12 protein-coding genes and 1 pseudogene are annotated in these 13,366 nt (G+C 70.7%); 8 read left to right on the top strand and 5 right to left on the bottom strand.

What is annotated here, in order from left to right; all coding sequences use genetic code 11:
* Window positions 1–15: 15 nt before the first annotated feature.
* The 4 genes from ectA (at window position 16) to thpD (ending at window position 3,237) form a co-directional block, all read left to right on the top strand.
* Window positions 16–555, top strand: a complete 540-nt coding sequence (gene ectA, locus ABZV31_RS14495; RefSeq protein WP_355892805.1) for a diaminobutyrate acetyltransferase — start codon at window positions 16–18, stop codon at window positions 553–555.
* A 64-nt stretch (window positions 556–619) separates the two neighbouring features.
* Window positions 620–1,891, top strand: a complete 1,272-nt coding sequence (gene ectB / locus ABZV31_RS14490) for a diaminobutyrate--2-oxoglutarate transaminase (protein WP_355892802.1) — start codon at window positions 620–622, stop codon at window positions 1,889–1,891.
* Window positions 1,892–1,943: 52 nt separating this feature from the next.
* Window positions 1,944–2,342, top strand: coding sequence for an ectoine synthase (locus ABZV31_RS14485; RefSeq protein ID WP_355892799.1), 399 nt, complete (start codon window positions 1,944–1,946; stop codon window positions 2,340–2,342).
* A 7-nt stretch (window positions 2,343–2,349) separates the two neighbouring features.
* The gene (gene thpD, locus ABZV31_RS14480; protein ID WP_355892796.1) at window positions 2,350–3,237 is read left to right on the top strand and encodes an ectoine hydroxylase; all 888 of its coding nucleotides are present in this window, start codon (window positions 2,350–2,352) and stop codon (window positions 3,235–3,237) included.
* Between the two features lie 62 nt (window positions 3,238–3,299).
* Here thpD and ABZV31_RS14475 read toward each other — a convergent pair whose 3' ends face one another.
* Together ABZV31_RS14475 and ABZV31_RS14470 are read right to left on the bottom strand one after the other, a co-directional pair.
* Entirely contained in the window at window positions 3,300–4,385 is a 1,086-nt protein-coding gene (locus ABZV31_RS14475) for an aminotransferase class V-fold PLP-dependent enzyme (RefSeq protein WP_355892793.1), read from the bottom strand.
* 71 nt (window positions 4,386–4,456) lie between these two features.
* Complete coding sequence (locus ABZV31_RS14470; RefSeq protein ID WP_355892790.1) at window positions 4,457–5,170, bottom strand: DsbA family oxidoreductase; 714 nt, start codon at window positions 5,168–5,170, stop codon at window positions 4,457–4,459.
* A 73-nt stretch (window positions 5,171–5,243) separates the two neighbouring features.
* Here ABZV31_RS14470 and ABZV31_RS14465 point away from each other — a divergent pair.
* A pseudogene (locus ABZV31_RS14465) lies at window positions 5,244–6,549 on the top strand (MFS transporter).
* Here the strand turns inward: ABZV31_RS14465 and ABZV31_RS14460 are convergent.
* On the bottom strand, window positions 6,509–7,117 hold the full coding sequence (locus tag ABZV31_RS14460; RefSeq protein WP_355892787.1) for a DUF1349 domain-containing protein: 609 nt from the start codon (window positions 7,115–7,117) through the stop codon (window positions 6,509–6,511). The pseudogene ABZV31_RS14465 and the gene ABZV31_RS14460 overlap by 41 nt on opposite strands.
* Before the next feature lie 45 nt (window positions 7,118–7,162).
* Complete coding sequence (locus ABZV31_RS14455) at window positions 7,163–8,692, bottom strand: aldehyde dehydrogenase (NADP(+)) (RefSeq protein ID WP_355892784.1); 1,530 nt, start codon at window positions 8,690–8,692, stop codon at window positions 7,163–7,165.
* A 176-nt stretch (window positions 8,693–8,868) separates the two neighbouring features.
* Between ABZV31_RS14455 and ABZV31_RS14450 the strand changes: the two genes are divergently transcribed.
* From ABZV31_RS14450 to ABZV31_RS14440, 3 genes are all read left to right on the top strand, one after another.
* Window positions 8,869–9,642: an IclR family transcriptional regulator gene (locus ABZV31_RS14450; RefSeq protein WP_355892781.1), complete on the top strand. Its 774-nt coding sequence runs from the start codon at window positions 8,869–8,871 to the stop codon at window positions 9,640–9,642.
* A gap of 3 nt (window positions 9,643–9,645) precedes the next feature.
* The gene (locus ABZV31_RS14445; RefSeq protein WP_355892778.1) at window positions 9,646–10,116 is read left to right on the top strand and encodes a GNAT family N-acetyltransferase; all 471 of its coding nucleotides are present in this window, start codon (window positions 9,646–9,648) and stop codon (window positions 10,114–10,116) included.
* 160 nt (window positions 10,117–10,276) lie between these two features.
* Window positions 10,277–11,722, top strand: a complete 1,446-nt coding sequence (locus ABZV31_RS14440; RefSeq protein WP_355892775.1) for a penicillin-binding protein 2 — start codon at window positions 10,277–10,279, stop codon at window positions 11,720–11,722.
* Between the two features lie 40 nt (window positions 11,723–11,762).
* Here ABZV31_RS14440 and ABZV31_RS14435 read toward each other — a convergent pair whose 3' ends face one another.
* Window positions 11,763–13,214 (bottom strand): NCS2 family permease, encoded by a 1,452-nt coding sequence (locus tag ABZV31_RS14435; RefSeq protein WP_355892772.1) that lies wholly within the window; start codon window positions 13,212–13,214, stop codon window positions 11,763–11,765.
* Window positions 13,215–13,366: the final 152 nt, after the last annotated feature.

Below are 13,366 nucleotides of genomic sequence, written 5' to 3'. Positions count from 1 at the left end.
GTAAGTTCATTTCGCATGACTGCCGCACAAGCAGACCTGCATACACCCCACACGGAAATGCCGAAGGCCCTGCGCATCGACCGCCCGGCCGTCGCCGACGGGGCCGCGCTCTGGCGGATCGCGAAGGACTCCGGCACGCTCGACCTGAACTCCTCGTACAGCTATCTGCTGTGGTGCCGCGACTTCGCCGCCACGTCGGCGGTGGCGCGCGGGGCCGACGGCGAGCCCGTCGGATTCGTCACCGGGTACGTGCGGCCCGACCGCCCGCGCACCCTCCTCGTGTGGCAGGTCGCCGTCGACGCCGCCCACCGCGGCCGCGGCCTGGCCGCCCGGCTGCTGGACGCGCTCACCGCCCGGGTCGCGGCCGAGCGCGGGCTCACCGCCGTCGAGACCACGATCACCCCGGGCAACACCGCCTCCGAGCGGCTCTTCACCTCCTACGCCGCCCGTCACCACGCCACCGTCGAGCGCGAGGTCCTGTTCGCCACCGAGCAGTTCCCGGACGGGCCGCACGACCCCGAGGTCCTGTACCGCATCGGTCCGCTCTCCCCCTGACCTCCCCTCTCCGCCCCCACCACCTCCCCGCAACTCCCCCCACGCACCGAGGAGCGATTTCGCCGTGACCATCACCCAGCCCGACCTGAGCGTCTTCGAGACCCTGGAGTCCGAGGTGCGCAGCTACTGCCGCGGCTGGCCCACCGTCTTCGACCGCGCGTGGGGCAGCCGCATGTACGACGAGGACGGCCACGAGTACCTGGACTTCTTCGCGGGCGCCGGCTCACTCAACTACGGGCACAACAACCCCGTCCTGAAACGGGCGTTGATCGACTACCTGGAGCGGGACGGCGTCACCCACGGGCTCGACATGTCGACCGCCGCCAAACGCACCTTCCTGCAGACCTTCCAGAACCTCGTCCTGCGCCCGCGCGACCTGCCGTACAAGGTCATGTTCCCGGGCCCGACCGGCACCAACGCCGTCGAGTCCGCGCTGAAGCTGGCCCGGAAGGTGATGGGTCGCGAGGCCATCGTGTCGTTCACCAACGCCTTCCACGGGATGTCGCTCGGCTCCCTCGCCGTCACCGGGAACGCCTTCAAGCGCGCCGGAGCCGGGATCCCGCTCGTGCACGGCACGCCCATGCCCTTCGACCACTACCTCGACGGGCGCGTCCCGGACTTCCTGTGGTTCGAGCGGCTGCTCGAGGACCAGGGGTCCGGGCTCAACCAGCCCGCCGCCGTCATCGTCGAAACGGTGCAGGGCGAGGGCGGCATCAACGTCGCCAGGCCCGAATGGCTGCGCGGGCTCGCCGAGTTGTGCCGACGCCGCGACATGCTGCTGATCGTCGACGACATCCAGATGGGGTGCGGGCGCACCGGGGCCTTCTTCTCCTTCGAGGAGGCCGGGATCGTGCCCGACATCGTCACCGTGTCGAAGTCCATCAGCGGCTACGGGCTGCCGATGTCGCTGTGCCTGTTCCGGCCCGAGCTGGACGTCTGGGAGCCGGGCGAGCACAACGGCACCTTCCGCGGCAACAATCCCGCGTTCGTCACGGCCACGGCCGCCCTGGAGGCGTACTGGACCGACGCCTCGGCGATGGAGAAGCAAACCCGCACCCGCGGCGAGCAGGCCGTGCAGGGGCTGATCTCGATCACCGAGGAGAACCTCGCCGACGTCAAGGAGTACCGGGGCCGCGGCCTGGTGTGGGGTCTGGAGTTCCACGACAAGGGCCGTGCGGAGCGGGTCGCGCGGCGCGCCTTCGAACTCGGGCTGCTGGTCGAGACCTCCGGCCCGGAGAGCGAGGTCGTCAAGCTGCTGCCGGCCCTCACCATCACGCCCGACGAGCTGGACGAGGGCCTGAGCACCCTCGCCCGTGCGGTCCGCGAAACCGCCTGAGCAGCCCGCGACACCACCTGAGCAACCCCCTACAAGGAGGCATCACTCCACCGTGATCGTCCGTTCGTTCAAGGAGATCGAAGGCACCGACCGGCATGTGAAGGCCGCGTCCGGCACCTGGGAGAGCAAGCGCATCGTCCTCGCCAAGGAGAAGGTCGGCTTCTCCCTCCACGAGACGATCCTGTACGCGGGCACGGAGACGTCGATGTGGTACGCGAACCACATCGAGGCCGTCGTCTGCGTCGAGGGCGAGGCGGAACTGAGCGACCACGAGACCGGGAAGACGTACACGATCACGCCCGGGACCATGTACCTCCTCGACGGGCACGAGCGGCACACGCTCCGCGTCAAGGAGGACTTCCGCTGCATCTGCGTGTTCAACCCGCCGGTCACCGGACGGGAGGACCACGACGAGAACGGCGTCTACCCCCTGCTCACCGAGGAGGTGTGACATCCCCATGACCACCGTCACCGATCTCTACCCCACCCGTGGCACCACGGAGGTGACCATCCCCCGGCAGGACCCCGTCGTCTGGGGCGCCCCCGACACGCCCGGCCCGATCGCGCCCGCCGACCTGCAGGCCTACGAGCGCGACGGCTTCCTCGCCGTCGACCAGCTGATCACCGAGGAGGAGGCCGCCGTCTACCGGCGCGAGCTGGACCGGCTGGTGACCGATCCGGAGATCCGGGCCGACGCGCGGTCGATCGTCGAGCCGAAGTCCAAGGAGATCCGCTCCGTCTTCGAGGTGCACCGGATCAGCGAGGTGTTCGCACAGCTGGTGCGCGACGAGCGCGTGGTCGGCCGGGCCCGGCAGATCCTCGGCTCGGACGTGTACGTCCACCAGTCGCGGATCAACGTCAAGCCGGGCTTCGGGGCCAGCGGCTTCTACTGGCACTCGGACTTCGAGACCTGGCACGCCGAGGACGGTCTGCCGAACATGCGGACGGTGTCGGTCTCGATCGCCCTGACCGAGAACCACGACACCAACGGCGGCCTGATGATCATGCCGGGGTCGCACAGGACGTTCCTCGGCTGTGCGGGGGCCACGCCGAAGGACAACTACAAGAAGTCGCTGCAGATGCAGGATGCGGGCACGCCGTCGGACGAGGCACTGACCGCCCTGGCGAACGAGCACGGCATCAGGCTCTTCACCGGCAGGCCCGGTTCGGCCACCTGGTTCGACTGCAACTGCATGCACGGCTCCGGCGACAACATCACGCCGTACCCGCGCAGCAACGTCTTCATCGTCTTCAACAGCGTGGAGAACAAGGCGGTGGAGCCGTTCGCGGCACCGGTGCGCAGGCCGGAGTTCATCGGAGCGCGGGACTTCACCCCCGTGAAGTGACCGTGGCGTGACCACCGGACCGGGGCCTCCTCGGGTGGGACGGGAGGTCCCGGTCCGGGTTTTCAGCCGGACAGCACGCCCAGCAGACGGTCGACGTCGGCGGGCGTGTTGTACAGGTGGAAGGCGGCCCGCAGATTGCCCGCGCGGTCGGAGACCTCGATGCCCGCCCGGCTCAGCTCGCCCTGACGCCGGCCGAGTCCGGGCACGGACACGATCGGCGAGCCCGGCGCGGGCACCGGCTGGTGCCCGAGGGTGTGCAGCCCGGTGCGGAAACGGTCGGCGAGGGCCAGGTCATGGGCGCGTACGGCGTCCACACCGAGCTCCTCGAGGAGTTCCAGGGAGCGACGGGCGCCGGCGTAGGAGAAGAGGGCGGGGCTCTCGTCGAAGCGCCGGGCGGAGTGGGCGAGTTCCTCGACGGGGCCGTAGCAGCTGTCCCAGGGCCGCTCCCCCGCGACCCAGCCGGCGAACAGCGGGGTGAGGCCGCCGAGGTCCTCCGGCACGACCAGGAAGGCCACGCCCCGCGGGCAGAAGAGCCACTTGAAGCCGACGGCGGCGACGTAGTCGTAGGCGTCCGCCTCGAGGTCGAGCCAGCCGGCGGCCTGGGAGGCGTCGACGTACGTCCGCGCTCCGTGCTCGCGTGCGGCCGCGCGGATCGCGGGCAGGTCGGCGACGCGGCCGTCCGCCGACTGCGCGGCGCTCACCGCGACCAGTGCCGTGCCGGGCCGCACCGCGTCGGCGACCTGCTCCAGTGGCACGCTGCGCACCTTCAGGTCGCGGCGGACGTGGAAGGGGTTCACGACGGAGCTGAAGTCGCCCCCGGCGGTGAGGACTTCGGCGCCCTTGGGCAGCGAGGCGGCGATCAGCCCGCTGTAGACGGCGACCGAGGCCCCGGCCGCCACCCGGCGAACGGGGATCCGCAGCAGCCGGGCGAAGGAGGCGCGGGCCGCCTCGACGTCGGCGAACATGTCGGTCGGCCGGCCGACGGCCGCCGCCTCGACCGCGGTCCGCAGCGCTGCCACGGTGCGGTTCGGCAGCAGCCCGGTGCTCGCGGTGTTGAGGTAGGTGTTCTTCGGGGTGAACTCGGCGCGGACGAGGCTCTCGAAGGTCTCCATGGGACCACTGTGCGGTCCGACGAAGTCGTAGTCCATTGCGGGTTTTTGCGTGGCTTCCCCAAGGAACGCTTATGCATCCGCCCTGACCTGCGCCTCCGCGCCGGCACTCAGCGCTGCGGCACCGCACATCCGTCCGGGCCGCAGGCGTCCGCGTCCCCGTCCTGGAGGAGGGTCAGCGGCGAGCGCTCCCCCCACGCCTGCGTGAGCGCCTGCGTGAAGACCTCGGCGGGCTGGGCGCCGGAGACGCCGTACGTGCGGTCGATGACGAAGAACGGCACCCCGGTGGCACCGAGCTGCGCGGCCTCCCGCTCGTCGGCGCGGACCTCGTCGGCGTACGCGGACGGGTCGGCGAGCACCTTGCGGGCGCCGTCCGCGTCGAGACCGGCGGCGACGGCCAGCTCCACCAGCCGCTCGTCGTCGTTGAAGACGGATCGCTCCTCGGCGAAGTTCGCCCTGTAGAGAAGGTCCAGCAGCTCCTCCTGCTTCCCCTGCTCCTTGGCGAAGTGCAGCAGGCGGTGCATGTCGAAGGTGTTGCCGTGGTCGCGGCCCCGGGTGCGGTACTCGAGACCCTCGGCGGCCGCCTGGCGGCCCAGGTTGTCCTCGCCGGCCTGCGCCTGCGCCTCGCTCATGCCGTACTTCCCGGTGAGCATGGTGATCACGGGCTGGATGTCGTCCTTGGCCCGGTGCGGGTCCAGCTCGAACGAGCGGTGCACCACCTCGACCTCGTCGCGATGCGGGAAGGCCGCGAGCGCCTTCTCGAAGCGGGCCTTGCCCACGTAGCACCAGGGGCAGGCGATGTCGCTCCAGATCTCGACGCGCATGTCTTCGGCTCTCCAAGTGGTACGGGTACGGAGACTCTCTCCGCCCGGTACGTGAACATTCAACCAGCGTACCGTGGTGGGCACCGGCCCCGGCTCGGGCGCGCACCGGTCGCAGGTGGCCCTGCCGTCGATCGGTTCGTCGCTCGGCGGTGGCATGTCCGGCCGGCAGTGGGTGGTGGACGCCTACACGCTGGCCTTCGCCGCGCTGATGCTGTCCACGGGCGCCTTCTCCGACCGTGCCGGGGCGAGCCGGGCGTACGCGACCGGCATCGCGGTGTTCACGCTGGCCTCGGCGGCGTGCGGGCCGGCACCGAACCTGCCGTCACTGATCGGCTCACGCGTCGTCCAGGGCGTCGCGGCAGCGGTCGTGCTGCCGGCCTCGCTCGCGCTGGTGCGGCAGGCGTACGCCGACCCGGCCCGGCGGGCGCGGGCGGTGGCCGCCTGGGCGGCCGGCGGCTCGGTGGCCGTGGCGCTGGGCCCGGTGGCGGGCGGCGCGCTGACGACGGCCTGGGACTGGCGGGGCATCTTCTTCATCAACCTGCCGCTCGGCGCACTCGCACTCGCCCTGCCGGTACGGGCCCCGCGCTCCGAGCGCCGCCCGACGCCCCTCGATCTGCCGGGGCAGCTCACGGCAGTCGTAGCGCTGACGGCGGTGACGTTCGCGGTGATCGAGGGCGGGGTGACGGGAGCCGTGGCGGCTGCGGTCGCGGTCATGCCGGGCGGCGGGGTTCGTCGGGGTCGAGCGGCGGCAGGCCCACCCGGTGGTGCTCGGCCTCTTCCGCAGCCGGACCGTGCCCGTGGCGGTCGCGACGGGGGCCGCGTGCAGCGTGGCGTTCTACGGGGTGGTGTTCCTCTTCTCCCTCTTCTTCCAGCAGGTGCAGGGCCGCTTCTTCCAGCAGGTGCAGGGCCGCTCCGCGCTGTACGCCGGGCTGATGTTCCTGCCCATGACGGGCCTGATCGCGGTGACGAACGTCGTCTCGGGCAAGCTGGCGGGCCGGTACGGCGCGCGGCTGCCGATGCTGGGGCAGGGCCTGGCCGTCGTGGGGCTGCTCGTCCTGCTGTACGTCGACGCGGGCACGTCTCCCGCGGTGGTGGCCGTGCTCCTCGTCCCAATGGCCCTCGGCTGCGCGCTGACCGTGCCGCCGCTGACCGCGGTGATGATGGACGCGGTGCCGGCGGAACGGGCGGGGCTGGCGGCGGGCGTGCTCAACGCCGCGCGCCAGGTGGCCGGGGGCCTGGGCGTCGCGGTGTTCGGGACGCTGGTCTCCGACGGGTTCACCGCGGGAATGCGGGCCGCCCCGGGAGTCGGCGCGGCCCTGTTCGCGGTGACGTTCCTGCTCAGCTGCCGTCTCTCAGGTCGTCCGGCCAACTCGGCCTGAACGCGATGTGGTCGTACGTGACGACGCACCCCTCCCCCAGTGGCGACTGTGTCATGAACCCGACCAGGGCCGCGCCCGTCTCCTTCTCCCCGCCCAGCGTGAACAGGCGGACGAAGGTCCAGCGGACGCCGTCGCGGGAGGCGTGGAAGGCGAAGGAGCGGCCGGTGCGGCTCACCCGGAGCCAGACGGAACTTCCCTCCACGGTGAAGGAGTTGGCGTCGTCGGAGTGTCCCCGGGTGACCACCGTGCAGACGGTGGGCACGTCCGGGGAGTACTCCAGGCAGAGCTTGGCCCAGGCCCGTTCGCCGACGTGGACGTAGAGGACCCCGGCGTCGAAGGACGCGTTGAACCCGACCGTGACCCGGGCGATCAGCTGGAAGTCCCCCTCCGGCGCCCCGAGCAGCCGGGGCGCGTCGGACGCGGGGTCCAGCGCCTCGCCGGTGGGCGGCACGAACCGGTCCTGCCGGGGGCCGGCCCACCCGGTGAGGATCCCGTCCTCGTAGGACCAGTGCCCGTCGGGGCCGTAGGTACGGAGGGGGAAGGGCAGTTCGGGAAGGTCCACGTCCATGGCCAGAGTGTCTCAGCCCCGGCTTTTCGGTGCCGGCCCGGGTGTTCAGCGCTCGAGGCGGCCGTTGAACCGTCGCGGCAGCCCGAGGGGGTTGTCGTCCCGCAGCTCCGGCGGCAGCAGCGCCTCCGGCGCGTTCTGGTAGACAACGGGCCGCAGCCACCGCTCAATGGCCGTACCGCCCACGGACGTGGACGTCGACGTCGTCGCCGGATACGGACCCCCGTGGTGCTGGGCGGGCGCCACCGCGACCCCGGTCGGCCAGCCGTTGACGAGCACGCGTCCGGCGATCGGCGTCAGCTCGGCGAGGAGCTCGGCCCCACGGCCCTCGCCCGCCGCCTCCTCGGACGAGAGATGCACGGTCGCGGTGAGGTTGCCGGGGAGCCGGGACAGGACGGCCGTGGCCTCGCTCTCGTCCTCGTAGCGGGCCACCACGGTGACCGGCCCGAAGCACTCCTCCAGGAGCAGGTCGTACGCGCCCTCCTCCGCCAGCCTGCTCGCCGGCACCGTAAGGAAGCCCGCGCTCACCGTGTGCTCCCCGCCCGCGCCCGGCGTCACCGGCGACTCCACGTCGGGCAGCTCGGCCCGCTCGGCGACCCCGGCGAGGAAGTTGTCCCGGATGCGGTGGTCGAGCAGGACCCCGGCCTCGGTGTCGCTGACGGCGTCGGTGAGCGCCTTGACCAGGCCGTCGCCCGCCGCGCCGGACGGCACCAGTACCAGGCCCGGCTTCACGCAGAACTGTCCGACGCCCAGCGTCATGGAGCCGGCCAGCCCCGCGCCGATGGCCTCGGCCCGCTCGGCGGCCGCGGCCTCGGTGACGACGACGGGGTTCAGCGAGCCCAGCTCACCGTGGAACGGGATCGGCACCGGCCGCGCGGCGGCCGCGTCGAAAAGGGCCCGGCCGCCCCGTACGGAACCGGTGAAGCCCGCGGCGGCGATCAGCGGGTGCTCGATGAGCTCGATGCCCGCCTCGAAGCCGTGGACGAGGCCGAGGACGCCCGCGGGGATGCCGTGCTCGCCGGCCGCCCCGCGCAGCACCTTGGCGACCAGTTCGGACAGGGCCGGGTGGTCGGGGTGCGCCTTGACGACCACGGGGCAGCCGGCGGCCAGCGCGCTCGCGGTGTCGCCGCCGGCGACCGAGAAGGCGAAGGGGAAGTTGGAGGCGGAGTAGACGGCGACGACGCCCAGCGGCACCTTGTAGCGGCGCAGGTCGGGGATGGGTGGGGTCGCCGTGTCGTCGGGGTGGTTGATGATCACGTCGAGGAAGGCGCCCTCGTCGACGATGTCCGCGAAGGCCCGCAACTGGTAGCAGGTGCGGGCGAGTTCCCCGGTGAGCCGGACCGGGCCGAGCGCGGTCTCGGCGTCGGCGGCCTCGACGAGCTGGTCCCTGACACCCTCCAGCCGGTCGGCGGCGGTGCGCAGGAAGGCCGAGCGGACGGCGCGGTCGGCCAGGGCGCCGCGCGTGTCGTGCGCGGCACGGACGGCGGCGTCCACCTCCTGGGCTGTGGCCTCCACCGCAACCTGTTCACGCTGCTTCCCGGTACGGGGGTCGACACTCCAGACTGGTGCTGCTGCCACCGCGGGTCCCTCCACATGTTTGCCGCAGTACTCGGCATGTCGTGCCGCAGTACTCGGTCGGTACCTTCGGCCGTATTCGGGTCATCCACCAGGAGCGTTCGATATACTGAACGCTGTCTCTGATGATGAATACACTGTCGGAGACTATTTCCCGTCGAACGAAGGGGTCAAGGGCGATGTCGGCAGGCGAGACAGGCGGCGGGGCGCAGGTCAAGTCCGCGGTGCGGACGGTGGAATTGCTCGAGTACTTCGCCGGCCGACCCGGTATGCACTCCCTGGCCGCGGTCCAGGAGGCGGTCGGCTATCCCAAGTCCAGCCTGTACATGCTGCTGCGCACGCTCGTCGAACTGGGCTGGGTGGAGACCGACGCGACGGGCACGCGGTACGGCATCGGCGTCCGGGCGCTGCTGGTCGGCACCTCCTACATCGACGGCGACGAGGTGGTCGCGGCGGCCCGCCCGACGCTGGACCGCCTGTCCGACGACACCACGGAGACCATCCACCTCGCCCGCCTGGACGGCACGAACGTCGTCTACCTGGCCACCCGCCAGTCGCAGCACTACCTGCGCCCGTTCACGCGGGTCGGCCGCCGGCTCCCGGCCCACTCCACCTCGCTGGGCAAGGCACTGCTGAGCACGTACACGGACGAGCAGGTCCGCAAGATGCTGCCGGAGACGCTCCCTGCACTGACCGAGAACACGATCACGGACCGCGAGAAGCTCATCGAGGAGCTGCACCAGATCCGCGAGCAGGGCTACGCCGTGGACCGCGAGGAGAACACGCTCGGCCTGCGCTGCTTCGGCGTGGCGATCCCGTACCGCACCCCGGCCCGCGACGCGATCAGCTGCTCGATCCCGGTGGCCCGCCTGACCCCCGCCCACGAACAGATGGTGAAGGACGCCCTGTTCGACGCCCGTGACCGCCTGACGCTCGCCACCCGGAGGCTCTGAGACATGGAGGTCGCGCTCCGCGAGGTCCACGACAGCGACCTGCCGGTCTTCTACCGGCAGCTGAACGACCCGGAGGCCCTCCGGATGGCCGCGTTCACCCCCAAGGACCCGGCCGACCGCGACGCCTTCGACGCCCACTGGGAGAGGCTCCGCGCCTCGTCCGACGTGGTGCGCACGATCCTGGCGGACGGCGACGTGGTCGGCAGCGCCGCGGTGTACGGCGAGCCCGGCGAGCGCGAGGTCACCTACTGGGTGGACCGCGCCTACTGGGGGCAGGGCATCGCCACGGCCGCGCTGCGCGCGCTGCTGGCCGAGGTGCCCGAACGTCCGCTGTACGCACGGGCGGCGGCGGACAACGCGGGCTCGGTCCGGGTCCTCGAGAAGTGCGGGTTCCGGCAGACCGCGCAGGCCCGGGGATACGCGAACGCGCGCGGCGAGGAGATCGACGAGGTGGTGCTGACGCTGACGGGGTGAGGGCACCGACGGGCGGGGGAGGCCCGTCCACCGCGCCAGCGGTGATCGCCGCGTACGAGGCGGGCTCCTCAAAGCGGCGCGGGCGGGTTCATGAACGTCCGATGAGAAACCGGGGCGGAAGGGAACGATTCGTTCCCCGTCGCTCGTCTTCCTGACCGGGATGAACAAGACGATCAGGCGGGCCTCCGTCTTCGCGCTGCTGCTCGTGTTCGCTCTACTGGTCAGGGCGACCTGGGTGCAGTTCTACGACGGCAGGGCCCTCGCGGACGACAAGGACAACCGGCGCAAGGCGATCGAGACGTACGCGCAGCCGCTGGGAAACATCATCGTGGCCGGCAGCGCGATCACCGGCTCCACACAGACGAGCGGCGACCTGAAGTACAAGCGCACGTACAAGGACGGCAAGCTGTACGCGGCCGTCACGGGCTACAGCTCGCAGGTCTACGGCGCGACGCAATTGGAGGGCATCTACCAGGACCTCCTCGACGGCACGGACAGCCGGCTGAAGAACCCGCTCGACACGATCTCCGGCAAGCGCGCCGCGCCGGGCGACGTGATCACGACGATCGACCCGGACGTGCAGAAGGCGGCGTACGACGCGCTCGGCGACAAGAAGGGCGCGGCCGTCGCCATCGACCCGGCCACCGGCAGGATCCTCGCGGTCGTCTCGACTCCGTCGTACGACCCGACGACGCTCAGCGCGGGCGACACGACCGCCTGGCAGAGGCTGACCAAGGACCCCACCAAGCCGATGACGAACCGCGCGCTGCGCCAGCCGTTGCCGCCGGGCTCGACGTTCAAACTGGTCGTCGCGGCGGCCGCGCTGGAGGACGGGCTGTACTCGTCGGTGGACGAGAAGACGGACAGCCCGGACCCGTACACGCTGCCGGGCACCGCCCGAGTGCTGTCGAACGAGAACCCGAACGCCCCCTGCGAGAACGCCACGATCCGCACCGCGCTGCAGTACTCCTGCAACAACGTCTTCGCGAAGATGGCCGTCGACCTGGGCCAGGACAAGGTGAAGGCGATGGCCCAGAAGTTCGGCTTCAACGACCGGTCGCAGGACGTGCCCGTGCGGGCGTACCCGAGCGTATATCCGTCGGGGATGGACCGGGCGCAGACCGCGCTGACCGGCATCGGCCAGTTCGACGTCACCGCCACCCCGTTGCAGATGGCGATGGTGTCGGCGGCCATCGCCAACGGCGGCAAGCTGGTCTCGCCGCACATGGTGTCGCAGATCAGCGACGGCAACGGCAACGTGCTGGAGAACTACGACGACAAGGCCGGAGCGCAGCGGATCGTCAGCTCCTCGACGGCCGCACAGCTGCAGTCGGCGATGCAGACGGTCGTCGAGCAGGGCACCGGCACGAACGCGCGGATGTCCGGCGTGACGGTGGGCGGCAAGACGGGCACGGCTCAGCACGGCGAGAACAACAGCCAGGTGCCGTACGCCTGGTTCACGTCGTACGGCAAGTCCGACGCGACGGGCAAGGAGGTCGCGGTCGCGGTGGTCGTCGAGCAGTCGGACGCCGCGCGTTCCGAAGTCAGCGGCAACGGGCTGGCGGCGCCGGTGGCCAAGGCAATGATGACGGCGGCACTCAAGTAGCCACAGGTGAGGGGCAGCTCACCGGAGCTGCCCCTCACCCTCACTTAACACCGAGGATCTGCTCCACCGGATCGATCGCGAAGTACACCAGGAACAGCGCCGACACGCCCCACAGCAGCCAGTTGACCTCCTTGGCCTTGCCGAGGACCGTCTTGATGACGACGTACGACAGGAAGCCGGCGCCGATGCCGTCGGTGATGGAGTACGTGAACGGCATCGCGGCGATGGTGAGGAAGGCCGGGATGGCGATGTCGTACCGTTCCCAGTCGATGTGCTTGACGTGGGTCATCATCAGGAAGCCGACGGCGATCAGGGCGGGTGCGGCGGCCTGGAGCGGGACGATGGTCACCAGCGGGGTGAGGAAGAGGGCGAGGCCGAACAGGCCCCCGGTGACCAGGTTGGCGAAGCCGGTGCGCGCGCCCTCGCCGACACCGGCCGCGGACTCGATGTAGGCGGTGTTGGACGAGGCGGAGCCCACACCGCCGGCGATCGCCGCGGCGCCGTCGATGAACAGGACCCGGCCGATGCCCGGCACCTGGCCCTTGTCGTCGAGCAGGCCCGCCTCCGCGCTGATGCCGACGATGGTGCCCATGGCGTCGAAGAAGTCCGACAGGATCAGGGTGAAGATCAGCAGGATGACGGTGATCGCGCCGGTCTCTCCGAAGGCGCCGAACAGGCTGAAGTGACCGAGGAGTCCGAAGTCCGGAGTGGCCACGATCTTGTCGGGCACCTTGGGGGTGGTCAGGCCCCAGCTCTTGATGTCGGCGACGGCGTTGATGGCGATCGCGACGGCCGTCATGGTCACGATGCTGATCAGGATCGCGCCCTTCACCTTCCGCGCGAGCAGCGCGATGGTCAGCAGCACACCGAGACAGAACACCAGCACGGGCCAGCCGGTCAGCCGCCCGACGGCGCCGAGCTGCACCGGCACGGTCGTGTTGGCGGCGTCCGGGACACGGCTGACGAACCCGGCGTCGACGAACCCGATGAAGGCGATGAACAGGCCGATGCCGACCCCGATGGCCTGCTTGAGCTGCTGCGGAATGGCGTTCATGATCGCTTCCCGCAGCCCGGTGAGCACCAGGACGCAGATGACGATGCCCTCGATCACGACGAGGCCCATCGCGTCGGCCCAGCTCATCAGCGGGGCGAGCTGGAAGGCGACGACGGCGTTGAGGCCGAGGCCGGCGGCGATGGCGAGCGGCAGATTGCCGCCGACGCCCATGAGGACCGTCATCACACAGGCCACCAGGGCGGTGGCGGTGACCAGTTGGCCGGTGTCCAGCTGGTGGCCGAACTTGTCCTTGGCGCTGCCCAGGATGATCGGATTCAGGACAAGGATGTAGGCCATCGTGAAGAACGTGGCGAAGCCGCCGCGTATCTCCCGGCCGAAGGTGGACCCCCGCTCAGAGATCCTGAAGAACCGGTCGACGCCGCTGGCCGCAGGGGGCGCGGCACTTGGCCGGTCGGCCGCCTTCTTGGTTTCGGACATGGCTGGTGCTCCTCGGTGCCTGAGTGATCGGTGCGCGGATGCTGGCTGGATTGTTCCCGCGTTGAATCGCTTTCAGGTCTTCTTCGTGTTACGGAATCGGGTTTGGCCTGCCCGACGGCGTTCGAAGCCCCGTACCGATCATTGATGCAGTT

The sequence above is a fragment of the Streptomyces sp. NPDC005202 genome (genome assembly GCF_040608235.1).
GTDB lineage: Bacteria > Actinomycetota > Actinomycetes > Streptomycetales > Streptomycetaceae > Streptomyces.
This window is presented reverse-complemented; position numbering and strand designations above follow the sequence as displayed.

Excerpts from the sequence above, each read along its gene's own strand:
- ABZV31_RS14435 (WP_355892772.1), bottom strand. The coding sequence starts at position 13,214 with ATGTCCGAAACCAAGAAGGCGGCCGACCGGCCAAGTGCCGCGCCCCCT.
- ABZV31_RS14460 (WP_355892787.1), bottom strand. The coding sequence starts at position 7,117 with ATGGACGTGGACCTTCCCGAACTGCCCTTCCCCCTCCGTACCTACGGC.
- ABZV31_RS14475 (WP_355892793.1), bottom strand. The coding sequence starts at position 4,385 with ATGGACTACGACTTCGTCGGACCGCACAGTGGTCCCATGGAGACCTTC.
- ABZV31_RS14470 (WP_355892790.1), bottom strand. The coding sequence starts at position 5,170 with ATGCGCGTCGAGATCTGGAGCGACATCGCCTGCCCCTGGTGCTACGTG.
- ABZV31_RS14440 (WP_355892775.1), top strand. The coding sequence starts at position 10,277 with ATGAACAAGACGATCAGGCGGGCCTCCGTCTTCGCGCTGCTGCTCGTG.
- thpD (WP_355892796.1), top strand. The coding sequence starts at position 2,350 with ATGACCACCGTCACCGATCTCTACCCCACCCGTGGCACCACGGAGGTG.
- ABZV31_RS14450 (WP_355892781.1), top strand. The coding sequence starts at position 8,869 with ATGTCGGCAGGCGAGACAGGCGGCGGGGCGCAGGTCAAGTCCGCGGTG.
- ectA (WP_355892805.1), top strand. The coding sequence starts at position 16 with ATGACTGCCGCACAAGCAGACCTGCATACACCCCACACGGAAATGCCG.
- ABZV31_RS14445 (WP_355892778.1), top strand. The coding sequence starts at position 9,646 with ATGGAGGTCGCGCTCCGCGAGGTCCACGACAGCGACCTGCCGGTCTTC.